The 16,059-nt window shown below is 52.2% G+C and carries 11 protein-coding genes; 3 read left to right on the forward strand and 8 right to left on the reverse strand.

The features are described 5' to 3' along the window. Window positions 1-126: 126 nt before the first annotated feature. The 6 genes from ACR9FF_RS24565 to ACR9FF_RS24590 all read right to left on the reverse strand — a co-directional run bounded on the left by ACR9FF_RS24565 (window position 127) and on the right by ACR9FF_RS24590 (window position 9,864). Window positions 127-1,737, reverse strand: coding sequence for a response regulator transcription factor (locus tag ACR9FF_RS24565; protein ID WP_435165756.1), 1,611 nt, complete (start codon window positions 1,735-1,737; stop codon window positions 127-129). A 2-nt stretch (window positions 1,738-1,739) separates the two neighbouring features. After that, complete coding sequence (locus tag ACR9FF_RS24570) at window positions 1,740-3,539, reverse strand: cache domain-containing sensor histidine kinase (protein ID WP_435165759.1); 1,800 nt, start codon at window positions 3,537-3,539, stop codon at window positions 1,740-1,742. A 107-nt stretch (window positions 3,540-3,646) separates the two neighbouring features. Beyond that, on the reverse strand, window positions 3,647-5,338 hold the full coding sequence (locus ACR9FF_RS24575) for a hypothetical protein (protein WP_127491674.1): 1,692 nt from the start codon (window positions 5,336-5,338) through the stop codon (window positions 3,647-3,649). An 85-nt stretch (window positions 5,339-5,423) separates the two neighbouring features. Further along, the gene (locus ACR9FF_RS24580) at window positions 5,424-6,323 is read right to left on the reverse strand and encodes a carbohydrate ABC transporter permease (protein WP_201009101.1); all 900 of its coding nucleotides are present in this window, start codon (window positions 6,321-6,323) and stop codon (window positions 5,424-5,426) included. 3 nt (window positions 6,324-6,326) lie between these two features. Continuing rightward, entirely contained in the window at window positions 6,327-7,217 is an 891-nt protein-coding gene (locus tag ACR9FF_RS24585) for an ABC transporter permease (RefSeq protein WP_435165764.1), read from the reverse strand. A 175-nt stretch (window positions 7,218-7,392) separates the two neighbouring features. Next, window positions 7,393-9,864 carry a beta-mannosidase gene (locus tag ACR9FF_RS24590; protein ID WP_435165767.1) on the reverse strand — a complete coding sequence of 824 codons (2,472 nt, stop codon included), beginning with the start codon at window positions 9,862-9,864 and terminating at the stop codon, window positions 7,393-7,395. 194 nt (window positions 9,865-10,058) lie between these two features. Between ACR9FF_RS24590 and ACR9FF_RS24595 the strand changes: the two genes are divergently transcribed. After that, window positions 10,059-10,898, forward strand: a complete 840-nt coding sequence (locus ACR9FF_RS24595) for an AraC family transcriptional regulator (protein WP_435165770.1) — start codon at window positions 10,059-10,061, stop codon at window positions 10,896-10,898. A 347-nt stretch (window positions 10,899-11,245) separates the two neighbouring features. On the opposite strand, the gene ACR9FF_RS24600 is transcribed toward ACR9FF_RS24595, so the two are convergent. Further along, on the reverse strand, window positions 11,246-12,277 hold the full coding sequence (locus ACR9FF_RS24600) for an NADH:flavin oxidoreductase/NADH oxidase (protein WP_127491684.1): 1,032 nt from the start codon (window positions 12,275-12,277) through the stop codon (window positions 11,246-11,248). Window positions 12,278-12,497: 220 nt separating this feature from the next. On the opposite strand from ACR9FF_RS24600, the gene ACR9FF_RS24605 reads away from it, so the two are divergent. Continuing rightward, window positions 12,498-13,358: a LysR family transcriptional regulator gene (locus ACR9FF_RS24605; protein ID WP_435165774.1), complete on the forward strand. Its 861-nt coding sequence runs from the start codon at window positions 12,498-12,500 to the stop codon at window positions 13,356-13,358. Window positions 13,359-13,460: 102 nt separating this feature from the next. Then, a protein-coding gene (locus tag ACR9FF_RS24610; protein ID WP_435165777.1) for an IS3 family transposase occupies window positions 13,461-14,623 on the forward strand; the annotation gives its coding sequence in 2 pieces (ribosomal slippage) (window positions 13,461-13,737 and window positions 13,737-14,623; 1,164 coding nt in all). 240 nt (window positions 14,624-14,863) lie between these two features. Here the strand turns inward: ACR9FF_RS24610 and ACR9FF_RS24615 are convergent. Beyond that, window positions 14,864-15,997, reverse strand: a complete 1,134-nt coding sequence (locus tag ACR9FF_RS24615; RefSeq protein WP_435165780.1) for a copper amine oxidase N-terminal domain-containing protein — start codon at window positions 15,995-15,997, stop codon at window positions 14,864-14,866. Window positions 15,998-16,059: the final 62 nt, after the last annotated feature.

Raw genomic sequence — 16,059 nt, forward strand, 5'->3', positions numbered from 1 at the left:
ACGGATAATGATGGACGATATGATGATTCAATCAAGAAGGCAATCAAAACGATAAAAATCCAACCGCTATGCCAATGGCCTCTCCCCCGTAAGGCGGTATAATGAAATCTCGGAAGACAATACCGGTCATTTGTCCTCCGGAGAATAGCCGTAATCCCGGTACTCCTGCGGAGTGACGCCTACCAGCTTTTTGAACAGGTAAGTAAAATACGCGGTTGTCTGAATGCCCACCTGTTCGGCGACCTCGTAAACTTTAATATTGGGATCCTGGAGCAGCTTCCTGGCCCGTTCAATACGGGTATCCTGAACGAACTCCGAGATCGTCCGGCCCATTTCCCGTTTGAACAGCACGCTGAGATAGCTCGCGTTCAAGTTGAAATGCTCCGCCAACTGCTTCACCGTCCAATGCTCGTGAAGCCGCTCCTCGATGAACAGGGATACTCGCCGGATCAAGTTATGCTGCTGGTTCAATTGAGCCTTCTGCTCGGTATCCATGTACCGCTGCACGTAGCCGGCCAGCAGCTCCGCCAGCTGCAGGGCGCTTCCGCAATCGAGCATTTGCCGCCACAGCAGAATGTTCGCTTCGCTATCCGGCTCGTTCTTCCATTTCAAATGGCGGATCAACTCGCCCAGGAAGCTCATCGCGAAGGCTTGCGCATAAGAGAAAGAAGCATTCCCCGTCGCAAGCAGCGCATCCTTGATCCGATTCATGTATTCGGCAGCCTGCCCGGCATCGCCGGAGTCCAGCCGCTTAAGCAAGCCCGGAATAAACTCGTCATGCATCCGGTAGGCTGCGAAGTCGCTGGGCTCTACTTCGTTGTAACGCACGATCTGCCCGTCGGCTATCAGCCTCGCCCTCGTCATGCTGAATCGTATTTCCCTGTACAGCAGCGGCGCTTCTTCCCATGCGGAGCCTTCACGGCTGCAGCCAATCGTTACGCTTGCTCCGTACTGCTCGCTCATGATGGATTGAATAAATTGATATTGCTTCTCCGCTTTGGCGCGCGCAGCCGGCGACGGATTGACGTGTAGCGCGACAAATTCGTCAAACGAAGTCTGCGCAAGCCAGATGGAATCGTCTTGGGAGAAGGCGATTTCCACCGTTTTCTTAAAGCTGCTTCCGAGCAGCATCCGCTGCTTCGCCTCCTGCCCGGAGGAAGGATTACGGTCCAGGCCAAGCACGATAATCTGATAGCCGGAATCCAGCTCAGGCAGCGTCAGCAGGCCGCCCCACGAAGCAAGCAGCTCATCGACGGGAAGGGCTTCGGCAATCAGGTCGTCGACGAACCTTTCTTTAACGAGCTTTACGCTTCCCGACACTTTTTTCTCAAGTTCCCGGGTCTGCTCAACAACATCCTTCCGCATCTCAATGGCGCTCCGGAAGCTTTGCAGACGCGAAGCCACCTCTTCCGTCTTGAGCGGCTTCAGCACATAAGCCTGGGCGCCGACATGGATGGCATCCTGGACGAATTCGAATTCGTTATAGCCGCTAATCATCAGAATCTGAATATGGGGATGAAGCCGCTTCGCCTCCGCCGCAAGCTCGATTCCCGTCATGCCGGGCATGGAAACATCCGAGATCAGCACGTCAAATTCGGAGCCTTGAAGCAGCTCTACGGCTTCCTCTCCCGATTCCGCCGTCGACGGGGCCGCGTAGCCCAGCTTCTCCCATTCGATAAACCGGACGAGTCCCTGCACATGCGATATTTCGTCATCCACAATAAGTACGTTCAGCATCTTTATCGCCCCTTCTTAATGACTGGCTGGACCCGGCAGGCCGGAAAATCAATCGTAACCAGCGTCCATGCTCCCAAAGCGCTTTCTATCGTATAACGGGCATCGTCGCCAAAATACAGCGCCAGCCGCTCCTTAATATTCGTGGAGCCAAAGCCGTTCCCTTTCCCTTCGTAAACGCCATCGGCCAGCTGCCTGATCGTATCCCCGGAAATGCCCTGTCCGTTGTCGAACACCGACATAACTACCCGGTCGTCCCTCCTCTCAATGGAGATGCGGATGAAAGCATCCGGCTTGCGGACAATGGCCCCATGCTGATAGCAGTTCTCCACAATCGGCTGCAGCACCGTCTTGATCGTATACCATTCAAGCGCCGATTCGTCGATCTCCCACTCAAGCCGGACTTTGCCCGGATAACGGAATTCGCAGATTTCCAGGTAAGCCTTCACATGCTCTACCTCTTCCCTGATTCGAATAACGCTAATCTGATTGTTCAGCGTCAGCCGGTAGAAGGTCGTCAGCGCGTCGATAATCTGAATTTGTTCCTGATCCCTTGCATCCATGGCGCGCCAGCGGAGCAGCCCCAGCGAATTATAAATAAAATGCGGATTGATTTGGGCCTGCAATGCCCTGAATGCCTGCTCCTTCTCCTGCAAGCCGGCTTGCGTGATGTCTTCGACGAGTTTGCCTAGACGTTCGGACATCAGGTTAAACCTATTTTCCAGGTCGCCTAGTTCGTCCTGCTCGCTGTAGCGGATGGCCGCTTCGAATTCACCCCGTGACAGATCGCCCATTCGGTTGCCAAGCTTGCGGATCCGCCGAACGATGTTCTGCACGACGGTCATCATCAAAGATACGGACAGCAGCAGAAAGAAGATCGTAATCCCGGCAATAAGAAGCAGAATCATGCGGTCCTGCGTGCTCAACTGCTTCATCGCGGTGGACGAGACAACGCTCCAACCGGAAGACAGCGGCTTAACGATGAGCAGCTCTTTGCTGTGCGTGAGATCCAGCCAATGAGCTTTATCGTTGATGTTGTCCTCCTGGAGTTGCTCTTGCCACTCGCTTAGCGCAAGCCTTTTCCCAATCTGCTCCCGGTCGGTTGCCGCCAGGATGCTCCGGTTGTTATCCACGATGAACAAGCTTCCCTTATCGTTAAACGGACGGTCGACCCGCTCCCCGAATACGGCGTCATAGTCCAGCAATATATAAACGAGACCCAGCGGAGTCCCCGTCCTGTCTACAATCTTGTGCGTGATGACGACACGATCAGGGCTCCCCGGCACGCTGCTCCATTTAAGAGGCTCCGCGGCCGCCATGGTATCCCGATACCACGCGCTTTCCTTCTGGCCCGCAATGCTTCTCGATTCCGGGCGCCATAACAGCTGGCCGTCCTGCACAAGCGTATCGTTCGTATGATAAATGCGGAAATCCAAAATGCCGGGCAAATACTTGCCCGTAAGCAGGAAGGTGCGATCTACGTAATTGACGGTATCCACCACTTCCGTCATATCGTCGTAATGCCTGGAGAGACGGGAGATCAATTCCCCGTCGGTTGCCGTTCGGACGGCTAATAGATCATAGTTTCGTTTGCTGAAATCCGCAATCTGCGCCGTCTGAAGAACCGTCTCATCCACGGCGGACAAATAGCTGTTATGGAAGCCCCGGGCGACCAGATACGCGGAGCCGCTTCCCAATAACAGCGTGGGCAGCAGCAGGATGAGCACGTATAGGGACAAAATCTTGCCGCGGAGACTCATGCCGCGGGTAAATCGGATAATCCATCGAGAGAGAGGAACACGCAAGAGCTCCCGCTCCTTTCCTGAAAATGCCCGGCCGCAGCCGACGGAAGGGAAGCCGGCATCCCGGCTTCCCTTCTCTCACGGCTTGAGCTGCGCCGTATCTATGTTTTTTATGCTCCCGGGAATTGCTTGGACAGCAGCTGATGCCATTCATCCTTCAGCTCGCTCCAGTGCGCGCGCTTCTCAAGCGCCGACTGGAATTCGGTCCATGCCGCTTCGAAAGCCTTGTCGTCCTTGGCCATCATCAGCTTGGCCTTGTATTCTTTTCTTACGTTTTCCAGCTCGGGCGAATATTTCTCCCACAGGCTGCCCGGTTCCGATTTGACCAGGTCATACGGCTGAGCGACCCGAATGGCCCCCATTTTGCTGATCGCGTTGGTGAAGTCGATTGTCTTCTGGCGTCCCGCTACGCTGTCGGTTGCCTCGTAGTTCCACCATGGATACCACTCGTTGCTGTACGAGGACGTTGCGTAAAGCTCAGGCGTCGTGCTAGCTTTCTTCGCCGCATCGCCGGAATCGTGAAGAGCCGTGTAATTCTCGTCGATATAATGCCATTTGCCGAGCGGCTTATCCACCCAATCCCAGAAGGTTCCCGCAGGTCCTTCATTGACGACTTGCTGCATTTCCGGCTTAGGCGTAAGCGTATAATCGAAGAATTTGAGTATGGCGTCTAGATTTTTCGTATTTTTGCTGATATACACGTCATCGCCCGGATTCGGATTAATGATGGTGTTGATGCCGACTTTGTCTACGCCGGCCACTTTAGGATACGGAATAGTCTGTAAATACCAAGCTGGTGCCGTTGGTCCATTGAGAGTTTCCCAGAGCGAGGCGTCCATGTTGAAGAATCCGCCAGCGTTCATCGCAATGCGTCCGGACTGATTTTTTTCCTTGTAGCGCTCTTTTTTGTCCGTGATCGCTTCTTTGTCGATTAGACCTTCATTGTACATTTTGTTCATCCATTTGTAAGCTTCCTTGTATTGCGGATTGTCATAGATGAACTCGTAGTCGTCGCCCTTCTTCTCCACCGGTACGACGCCGCCGCCGCTGGTCGATACGCCGAACGTGTTCAGAATGACGTTCTCGTCATTGGCATCCGACAGGAAGCCAAGCGGGATAAGCTTGTTGCCGGAGGCGTCCGTCTGCTGGCTTGCCGCCTTCAAGTATTGCTCCACGCCTTCAATCGTAGCCAAATCTTCTTTCTTCATGCCCGCTTTCTCCAGGACGTCCTCGCGCACGAACCACCCAAGAGATGCCCAGCCCGGCCATGGATCTTGCGGATTCTGGTCAAACCACGTCGGAATGGACCAGATATGTCCGTCCTTGTCCTTCATCGCATCCAGATATTGCTTCGGAATCGAAGCAAGCCCCGGATATTTGTCCGGCATGTCGAAGTATTGCTCAAGCGGCTGAATCGTGCCGGAGCGAACCATGGACGTATTGATAACGTCGCTCCGCCCGAAGATGGCCGCATCGTCGAAGCCGCCCGTATTCAGCTTCAGGTTAAGCGCGGTGGATGCATCGCCTTGCGTGGACTCGATCTGTACATCGACAAATGGTTCGTTCTCTCTCCAATATTTTTGAACCATGCTGTCGTTGTTGACGGTGGTCGTCCATCCGAGCCACAAATCAAACTTTCCGCCTTGCTTGCCTCCCTCAGCCGTCTGCCCGGTCTGTTCCGGATCCTTCGATGGCGAGTTCGTCGAATTGCCGCCTCCGCCCGAGCAGGCGGTTAATGCCAGCATAAGCGCGGCCAGCGCGCCGGCCGTGGTCGATTTCGCGTAAAATGCGCGACTTTTCATGTTTTTTCCCCTCTCTGTCTAGCTATTTTGGTATATGTGGTTAATCCTAATACCCTGCGATAACCTTCAACAAGATCGGAATGTCTTATCCTTTGACCGAACCGATTAGTACGCCTTTGACAAAAAACCGCTGAAGGAACGGATACACGCACAGAATCGGAATGGCGCTTACCATAACGGTTGCCATCTTGACGGACATCAGCGTCACTTGGGCCAAGTTCTGGCTGCCCCGCGCGAGCGCCTCCACGCTATTGTTGGAGCCCATCACTACCGAGATATCCTGGGCAGAGAGCAGCTGCTGCAGGAACGTTTGGACCGGAATCAGATTCTGATCCGAGACGAAGAAGGCGCCTGCGAACCAGTCGTTCCAGTGCATAACGCCCGTGAAGAGACCAAGCGCGGCGAGCATCGGCTTGGATAACGGAATAATAATCGAGAACAGGACTCTTGGCGGCTTGGCGCCATCCATCTCAGCCGATTCGATCAAGGCTTCCGGAATGCCCTGGATAAACTTCAGCATGACGAACATGTTCCAGGCCGAAAAGGCGCTTGGCAGAATGTATACCCAGAACGTGTTGATCAGCGACAGATTAAACAGCTGGATATAGAACGGAATGAGTCCGCCGCTGAACAGCATCGTGATCAGCACGATCGTCAGCAGCGCCTTTCTCGCCGGCATCTGCCTGTAGGACAAGGCAAACGCGGCAAGCAGAGTTACCAGAAGACCGCTTACTGTGCCAATGATCGTTCGCAGAATCGTAATCAGGTAAGAGTGCTGAATGACCTTGTTGCCAAGCACGATATGGAAGTTGGACCACGTGAATTGCCTCGGCCACAAATATACGCCTCCCTTGGCGGCGTCGCTGCCCGTATTCAGGGAAATCGCCAGCATGTAAACGAAGGGATAGAGGACCGTCAAGCAGAGCAGCAGCAGGAGCAGGGTAATAACCGCCTGTCCGAACTTTTCGCCGGTTGAACGTTTCATCGGTTACCAGAGCCCCTCTCCGTTGATTCTTCGGGATATCTGGTTTGTGCTGAGAACCAGCAGCAGACTGATAACCGAGGACAACAAGCCTACTGCCGTCGCGCTGCCGAAATAGCCTTGCTGCAGACCGCTTCGGAGAATATAAGTATCCAGAACATCCGCAACCGGTTGGTTGGCTGGGTTCATCAGCGGATAAATCTGATCCATTCCGACCGCAATCAAACTTGGCATGCTGAGGATCAGGACGATGGAAATCGTCGGCAGGATACCCGGGAACGTGATGTGCCGGATTTGCGCCAGACGGCCCGCTCCCTCCACCTTGGCTGCTTCGTAGAGCTGCGGATCGATGGACGTGATCGCGGCCAGATACAGAATCGTGTTCCAGCCAACCTCCTTCCACAATCCGCTGGCTACGATCATCGGCCGGAACCACTCGGTCGAGCCCAGGAAAAATACCGGATCACCGCCGAGAGACACGATCAGCTGATTCACGAGACCGTTGTCCAGAGTAAGCAGCGATTGCAGAATGTAAGCGACTACAATCCAGGAGAAAAAATGGGGCAGATAGCTGACCGATTGGACGAATCGTTTGAAGCCCCCGTGGCTTACTTCGTTGATCATCAAAGCCAGAATGATTGGAGCGGGAAAACCGAATACGAATTTGAGCAACGCGATGTACACGGTGTTCTTCACCACCAGCCAGAATTGGCTGTCCTGAAGGAATGCGAAATTTTCGAAGCCGGTCCATGGGCTGTTCCAAATCGTATAGCCGATATGGAAGTCCTTGAACGCGACCTGTATACCGGCCATCGGCACGTAGCTGAACAGCAGAAGCAGCACGATGGCCGGCATGATCATGAGATATTGCCATTTGTATTTAAGTATGGCAGACATCGTATCACCTCTTTCTAGCTTAATTGTACGGCAGCGCCGGACTTTCGAACTACGCAACAACGATTGGTTTTCTATCGCAATGTTTGTCAATTTCAATTGGCAGCCCCGAAGAGAAAAGACACACGCAAGCGGCAATTGCCGGGCGTGTGTCCTCCCTTCCCTTCCATGATGAGCTTTATTCAAAAGTATCGTACAAGCTTGTAACAACTAGCTGCTCGCGGAACGCAGCCAGGCTAAGCGGCTCGGACAAGCCGTCCTTCGGTACCGTCACAACGGCCGGACGATCGGCCGAAAGAGCAAATACGTTGTTGCTCCAGCGGGCGTCGGCATGACTCAGCTCCAGCAATAAGAACGGCGCAAACGCCCGGCTGTCCAGCGTAACGACAAAACGGTCGTCTTCCTCCGCCACCGCAGCGCGGATTTCCGGATTCAGCAGCTCAAAATGCTTCGGCTTCACGAACAGAGCCGTACCCTCGCTAATCGTCTCTTCGCCCCTGACAAATTCGTAGGCGAGATAGCTTTGGCCTAGCAGCTGCTTGGTCGTCAGCGTCTCCGAGAAATCAAGCGAGACGATCTCTTCCGAAGCGAGAGCGTCCAGCGTTACTTCGGCTTCGCCGAATTGGATCGTCTCCGACTTGCGGTCCAGCAGTCTCCAGCGGAGCTGCCCTTTGACCGTCTGCAGTGTTTCGTTCGTCACGTGAAGCGATACCGTCGTCCCTTCCTCCAGAGCGGATGCAAGCACCGGCGCAAAGAAACGCTTGGCGGCATGATGCGTCGCCTTCCATCTGCCGAAGTAATCCAGACTGGACCAGGACGCGCCAGGCCAGATGTCGTTAAGCTGCCAGTAGACCGCCCCCATGCATCTGCCGCGGTTGCGTCTCCAATGCTCCACGCCAACCCGCATGCCTTCAGCCTGAATGAGCTGGGAAACATACAGCAGCTTCTCGAAGTTTCTCGGATATTTGAAATATTCGCTGATGTAATACATGATCTTTTCGTTGCCGGTTCCGTTCTTCTGATGAGCCTCCATCACCCGCGAGAAAATATTGCGGTCTTCGGGAAGCGTAAACGTCTCCACCGTCTTGATGGAAGGGAACGACTGCAAGCCGAACTCGGACATAAAGCGCGGATGCAGCGTCCGGTATTCCGTTATCGGCTTCCGTCCGTGCCAGACATCCCAATAATGCATGTCACCGATATCTTCGTTATTCGGATCGTCAATACCGCCCTTGGAGGATGGCGAGGATACCAAATAAGAGGTGTTTGGATCAAGCGACTGCGACAGCACCGGCAGGAACTCTTCGAACTGCTTCAGGTAATCGTCGCGCTGCTTCTCGCCGTAACGCTCCGTCCAGCCCCAATACGCCCATGCATATTCCAGCTCGTTATTTCCGCTCCAGAGGCCCAGTGAGGCATGGTGACGAAGCCGCTTCATATTGTCGATCGTCTCGAGGCGGATATTTTCCTTAAACTCGTCGTTGAAATCGTAAGCGCCGCAAGCATATAAGTGATCCTGCCACACGATCAGGCCGTGCCGGTCGCATAGGTCATAGAAATAATCGTCAGCGTAGTACCCGCCGCCCCAGACGCGGATGCAGTTGTAGTTAGCCTCGACGCAGCTTTGGATCAGCTGCTCCGTCCGCTTGTTGCTGCGCCGCCCAAAGATGTTGTCCTCCGGAATAAAATTGGCGCCCATCGCGAAGATCTGATGACCGTTAATTTCAAACGCAAACGATTCGCCCCATTGATCCGGCTGACGGGCGACATGCAGCGTCCGGAGTCCGATGCTCAGCGAGCGTTCATCCAGTATCCGGTCTCCGCTCCGAAGTTCGACCCGCAGCCCGTATAAAGGCTGGCTTCCGAGATTGTTCGGCCACCATAGCTCGGGATTCTGAACATCGATCACGAGGTTCGAGATGTCGCCAGCTTCACTCACCGACGCCTCCAGCGTCCTTCCATCCGGTGTCTTGATCGTAGCGTAAAGAGCAAGCGACTCGTCAGAGGACCAGCGCTGCAATTCCGCGGCGATATTCACCTTAACGTTATTGTCGCCATGCTGCTGCGTAATGTAGACATCATCGATTCGGCCAATATTGAAGCCGCATAACGTTATATCCCGCCAAATGCCCATATCCGGCAGCTGCGGACCCCAATCCCAGCCAAACATGCTATGCGCTTTGCGCAAATGCGAGATGCCCGGTACGGCGTCGGCGCAGCTCGTCAGAAAAAGCTCCTTATCCTTCGCAAGCACGAAATTCGTGGCGGAGCGGATAATGACGTGAATGTCATTGCTGCCTGCGGTGAGCAGCCCCTTCACATCGGCTTCGTAGGTCCGGTGCATATTGTCCGTATTTAATACGGCTTGTCCGTTTACGTAAACCTCGCAGAGCGTATCCAGCCCTTCGCAGCGGAGCAGCACGCGGTCCATCCGCAGCAGCTCCCCGTCGACGAGGAAGCTCCGCCGGTATTCGTAATCGAACTTCGTCAGCTCCAAAATATCGTATTCGTTATCTCGATAATACGGATCCTCCATCTTGCCCGCAGACATTAGATCATGGAATACGGAGCCGGGAACAATCGCATTGTTCCACTCCGCTTCATCCGTTCTTTTCATCGTCCAATTGCCGTTTAGCGTTACTGAGCGCATGCTTATCAACCTGCTTTCAAATGTATGGATTGTGCTGGAATGATGCCATTCCTTCGACATTAGGTTAGGAAGGATGCATGATTCGGCCCTATCGTAGCATTCGAAGCCATTTAACGTCTTGTTATGCAAATGCTTTTTTTGTGCTATATTAACATCACTATTTAATTCCAACGACAACAAGGAGGACGGCCTCCATGACCGTTAACATGCTGTACGCCGCGGCGCTGATCGATCCGCTGGTGCAATCCAACTTTCACATCGTGCACTCGGTCAGACACGCTTATCCGCTGCACGGACACGACTTCTACGAAATCTTTATCGTCATTTCCGGCCAATGCACGCATTTGATCAACGGTGACGTCCAATTGCTGAAGGAGGGGGACATGGTATTCATTCGTCCCGACGATACGCACGGATACGATTTGCTGGAGGGAAAAGACTGTCAGTTCTTGAACGTCAACTTCTATAAAGAGGTTGTGGAGGGCGCTTTTGATTACATCGGACACGCGGCGTTTGCCCAGGCGCTCCGGAGTCCGCAGCTTCCGCCCGTCATCCAGCTGCCCGGAACGGACATGGAGGCTCTCATGAGAAAAAGCGAGCAGATTCAGCTGTTTAACTCGACCGATAAGCAAAAGGCAAGAACGATGGCCCGCAGCTTCTTAAGCGATGCCTTAACCCATTTCTTCCTTAACTTCCGCAATGATAGCACGCAGGCGCTGCCGCAATGGTTCGATCAGCTGCTCGCGCAGCTGCAGCGAAAAGAAAATTTCAGCGCCGGACTGCCCAGGTTGCGGGAATTAACGGACCGGAGCGACGGCCATCTTAACCGCGTATTCAAGCAATATCTCCGCATGACGCCAACGGCTTATTTGAACCACCTGCGGCTAGGCCATGCCAAAAACCTGCTGCTCACCACGCAGCTACCCATCGTCGATATCGCTTACGACGCCGGGTTCGATAATCTAAGCCATTTCTACCATCTCTTTAAAGACGCCTACGGGATTGCACCGGGCAAAATCCGCAATTGGCAATGAGCGGCAGGCTGCACAAATAAAAGAGGCTGTCTCAAACTTAGATTGAGATAGCCTCTTTGCTTAGACCAGTAGGTTAAATTGCAAACTGCGCATTCGATGTTCTTCCGATCGCCATTGCTCGGGGATTCCCCTAAACGGGGAATAAGGAAGGAATCCCCTCACAAAAGCGAACGTTCCACTTCTCCAGAATCATCGAATACTCCGTTTGGCATTAACCTTCCCTTACATTCGTACGACTTGGGGGAAGAGGTCCTCTTGGTTCTGCTATTGGGATAGCTGAACTATTCTTGTGACGAAAAAAGCGGTGCAGGATTTAGTCCTGCACCACTTTGGGTCATTAAGTTATATTAACCGCGCGCGAAACCGCGATCATATTGTCTTGGAACTTCGATCTCTTTGTGGAGAACGGTCGCTGCTTCGAGGGCCCAGTAAGGATTGCGAAGCATGCCTCGGCCTACGGCTACAAGGTCCGCGTCTTCGTTGCCGATCACGGAGTTGGCGAGCGCTGGATCGTCTAGTCTGCCGACTGCGATAACCGGGATATCCAGTGCTTCTCTGATCGCTCTCGCGAGAGGCACCTGGTAACCCGCATGCGTACCCGGTCTGCCGGCAGCCGCGATCTGACCTTCGCCGCCCGCGCTGATATGGAAGAGGTCGACGCCAGCTTCTTTGAATTCTTTCGCGAAAGCAATGCTTTCGTTAATGCCATAGCCGCCTTCTACATATTCGCGCGCGGAAATCCGCATAATTAACGGCATATGGTCCGGCATTTCGCTTTTTGCGGCTTTAATTACTTCTTTGCCGAATAACGTCCGGTCTTGACCGTATTTATCGTTTCTTTTGTTCGTCAGCGGGGACACAAACTGGTGAATCAGGTAGCCGTGGGCACCGTGAATCTCAATCGTATCTACGCCAGCCTGTACGGCACGGCGCACGGCAAGTCTAAATTTCTCCACCATTTGCTCTACTTCTTCGGTAGTCAAAGCCCGGGGCGTTTTTGAATTTTCGTCAAACGGAATTGCCGACGGGGCTACCGGCAGCTCCGCGTCCTCGGCTTTACGGCCGGCATGGGCAATCTGAATGCCTATCTTGGCCCCATGCTGATGGACGGCATCAACGATGCGGGCCAGCGCCGGAATATGATCATCCGACCACAAACCCAGATCATAATCGGTAATCCGGCCGTCCGGCTCGACGTCCGTCATTTCGATAATAATCAATCCCGCACCGCCAACTGCGCGGCTGACGTAATGCGCGTAATGCCAATCGTTTGCGATGCCGTCTTTGGCCGTTACCGAGTATTGGCACATCGGCGGCATAACGACGCGGTTTTTCAAGGACAAGCTTTTCATTTCGTACGGAGTAAATAAGTGCTTCAAAATATGATCTCTCCTCTATTCTATAGTTCCACGAATCCAATTCGGTTACATCATAATGTACCCCGTTTCGGACAACTCATGAACAGGCATTTGTAAAGAAATGTTACAGAGCCCATTATACCCTTGTTCCGACAATAAAACTAATTATATAAATTGCATTAAATCATAAAAATATTTATAATTTGGTTTTACTTATGAACGATAGAGGATGAGGAATAAGATGGTCGATTTTGAATGGTACCGAAGCTTTATTGCTATCTACAAGCATCACTCCGTCTCCGAGGCCGCCAAGACCAGGATGATGACGCAGCCCGCTATGAGCCAGCATTTAGCCGCGCTTGAGGCCGAGGTTGGCGAAGCTTTATTCACGCGAGTATCGAGAAGACTTGTCGTAACCGAACGGGGGAAGGAGCTCTACTCCCGGGTTGCGCCGTTAGTCGAGTCCCTGGAGGAAACAACGGCCGGGCTGAAATCCACGTCCCTGCCGAACAATAAAGTGTTCCGCATCGGCTTGTCCCTGGAGTATTTCCAGGAGCTGTTTCTTCCCAAGGTTACGAATTCCGGCATGTGCAGCGTCTCTTACTTCGGGACCGCCGACCAATTGCTCGAGCTGTTAAAAGAAGATCAAGTGGAGCTCATTATTACTCCCAAGAAATTTATCGTGCCCGGCCTTGAGTATGAACTGCTAATGGAAGAGACGTTTACGATCATAACGCCGGCTTCGCTCGAGATCCCCGATCTTCACCATCCCAAAGAAATCGAGGAATGGTTGTCCGCGCAGCGATGGATTTCCTACGGGCTGGAGCTCCCGATTATCAGACGTTTATGGAGAGAGCATTTCAAGAGACGTCCTCTAATTAAGCCCAAGCACGTAATCCCTAATCTGCATGCGGTCGTTAGAGCCGTAGAGATGGGAGCCGGAATCAGCGTGATCCCAACGTATCTGCTCGAGAATTCGAAGGCCGGTATCCGTACCTGCTTCGACCATCTGACTGTCACCAATGACCTGTTGATTGGTTATAAAAGCAAGCATAAGCATCTTCCCGAGCTGCAGGAGATTATTTCGATTATCCGGAAATAATAAAAAATACCGCTTAAATGGTATTATCCCCTCACGGTAGACAACAAGAAAAAGACATCTGTTAAGATGAACTTACTAGTTGTTTGCCGGAGGGGATTTTTCATGGGGAAAACAGGTCGTACGAACAAAAGTTATCCTGAAGATTTAAAACTAGAAGCAGTGAGGCTGGTTACAGAGGACAACTTGGCGTACCGTGAGGTCGCGAAGCGTCTGGGAATACAAAACAAAACGCAGGTTGAGGTATGGGTCAAACGACATCGGGCAGGACAGCCCTTCGTACAAGAAGCTACGCGAAAGGGTAAACCGAAGACTAAGTTTAGCAGCGTAGAGGAAGAAATGGCTTACCTAAGAGCGGAGATTGAGTACTTAAAAAAGCGGTATCCAAATCTACACGGGGAGTGACTAGCAAAGCCATTCGTTTTGAGATCATTGAGGGAATGCGGCAAAAGTATCCGTTGCGTTGGCTTCTGAAATTTGCCGAGGTATCACGAGCAGGCTATTACAAGTGGCGGAAAAGGGTATTCGATCCAACCGCTCGTATACAGGAAGAGCGACTTCTAGAGAGGCATATCATGGCGATCCACCGACTACACCCTTACTTTGGTTACTTACGCATGAAAGTCGCCTTGAAACGCGAAGGACTGCATGTGAACCATAAACGTGTTTATCGGCTCATGAAGAAACTGGACATCCGCTCGGTGATCCGAAAGAAGCGGCGCTTCTTCGGAAAGCAGGTATCTGTTGTTTATCCCAATCGGTTGGAACGCCTGTTTTCTGCAGAGGCGCCACTGCTTAAACTCGTTACGGACATTACCTATATCCGGGTAGGAGAGCAATTTGCATACCTTTCAGCTATTCTGGATCTCTACAACAATGAGATTGTTGCCTGGCAGTTGGCCGAACGAAACGACCTTGCACTTGTTACCAAAACAGTCGACGCCCTAAGCGAGAGAGCAGATCTCACCGGTGTTCTCCTGCACTCCGATCAAGGATTCCAGTACACCTCTAACGCATATAACCGCAAACTTGAGAAGCTCGGGGTCATTGGCAGCCACTCTAGACGTGGAAACTGCTATGATAATGCCTGCATCGAGTCGTTCTTTTCACATCTTAAAACGGAAAAGATTTATCTTGTTCGTCCGCAAACGATGTCTGAATTGGAACAAGCGGTCGAAGAATACGTTTCGTTCTACAACAACGAACGCTTCCAGAAGAAGCTAAACGACCGTTCCCCGGTGGAATACCGTGAAACGGTCGCTGCATAGAGTTGTCTTTTTATAGATGTCTACTTGACGGGGTTATGACCAAAATGGCGGCTTTTTGCTTATGCTAGCTAGATTGTCGAGAACCCCAGGATCATTTGTAATCTTCCTGTAATATTTCGCTCAGGTTCCTTTCATCATCGGCTCCTATAATAAGGGACATGACCCCCCTTTATATATTCTCTATTGTTGCCTGCGGCTGATTGCCGCAGGCTTTTTGTTTCTTCTTGCGTCTTAATCCTCTCAGTCTGCGACCTTAGCGCTTACCTTGATATCGTCAAAGTAAAGAGTAGTCAGCCCTTCAAAGCCTGAATCGGAGCCTATAAGAATAAAGATCTGGCCTTTGGCGTTAGCCGTCACCTTGGCGTTGTAGTCAAACTCAACACGCTGATACCCTTCCTTGTCCACATCCGGTTTAGCCGCATTGCCGATGACCTTGACATCCTTGCCGCCGGTTCCTTGGCTGCCGATGTCTACGTTCATTCTGTAATATTCTTCACCCGAAGAGGAGGTTGGCACGGACAACGGCTCGCTCGGCAGGATACCGGCCTTTATGAAGATGGATTCCGCAGGCGAGCCGCCGATACCAATCGATCCTCCTCCCGCTTCGGTGTACATCGCAAATTTCAAATTAACGTTGTAAGAGGTATTTGGTTTGAAGCCTTCAATACCTTTGGAAAGATACATAAACAAATCATCGCTTCGATTATGCCCGGAAAGCTTCAAGCCGTAATTAGAAGTATTGTTCGGCACCGGAATCAAGCTGCGCGCAAAGTCGAGCTCGTAAATCTCTTTGTTATAGTTGGTCGGCATATCGGCAAAGCCGCCCTTCCATCCTTCCGTATCCTTCTGAAACGAATAATCGGAGTCCAGACTGGCCGGAGTATTCGCCTGACTGGTGAGAGTAACCGTATGGGCTGCAGGCTCCCATTGCAGGCGGGCCCCCATAAGAGCTGCCAACGACCGGGCCGGAACAAATACCGTTCCTTTGGCCTGGCGAACCTGCTCGGGCAGCTTGATTTTCTCTCCCTTCGCATTTACCGCATAGGAAGAGTTCAAGGTGAATTTAATCGTTCCGAAGGCTTTCCCCGACAAGGTAATCATTCGATCCTTGTTATTCCAGCTTATCGATGCGCCGAGTGATTCGGCAGCGGCTCTAACGGGAACCATCGTGCTTCCGTTACGAACATAAGGCGCTGCGAGCAAGCTATGCTTACCCGTGTTATCGCTATAAATAACATCGTTAATTTTGAAAGTAACCGCAGAAGCCGCGGCAGTTGCAGATTGGCTTTCTGCTCCGTGTACTATTGAAGCGCTGCCTGCTGAAATCGCGGTTGCGACAATAAGACTGGACAGCATGAGATTTTTTTTACGCATATTTATATTCTTCCTTTCTGCTCAGATGTACTTTCTAGACGCATCTATGAATTTAAAGGTTA

Source organism: Paenibacillus glycanilyticus, from assembly GCF_051200795.1.
Taxonomy (GTDB): Bacteria; Bacillota; Bacilli; order Paenibacillales; family Paenibacillaceae; genus Pristimantibacillus; species Pristimantibacillus glycanilyticus.

Coding starts and splice junctions, on each gene's coding strand:
- ACR9FF_RS24565 (WP_435165756.1), bottom strand. CDS start 1,737: ATGCTGAACGTACTTATTGTGGATGACGAAATATCGCATGTGCAGGGA.
- ACR9FF_RS24575 (WP_127491674.1), bottom strand. CDS start 5,338: ATGAAAAGTCGCGCATTTTACGCGAAATCGACCACGGCCGGCGCGCTG.
- ACR9FF_RS24580 (WP_201009101.1), bottom strand. CDS start 6,323: ATGAAACGTTCAACCGGCGAAAAGTTCGGACAGGCGGTTATTACCCTG.
- ACR9FF_RS24585 (WP_435165764.1), bottom strand. CDS start 7,217: ATGTCTGCCATACTTAAATACAAATGGCAATATCTCATGATCATGCCG.
- ACR9FF_RS24590 (WP_435165767.1), bottom strand. CDS start 9,864: ATGCGCTCAGTAACGCTAAACGGCAATTGGACGATGAAAAGAACGGAT.
- ACR9FF_RS24595 (WP_435165770.1), top strand. CDS start 10,059: ATGACCGTTAACATGCTGTACGCCGCGGCGCTGATCGATCCGCTGGTG.
- ACR9FF_RS24605 (WP_435165774.1), top strand. CDS start 12,498: ATGGTCGATTTTGAATGGTACCGAAGCTTTATTGCTATCTACAAGCAT.
- ACR9FF_RS24615 (WP_435165780.1), bottom strand. CDS start 15,997: ATGCGTAAAAAAAATCTCATGCTGTCCAGTCTTATTGTCGCAACCGCG.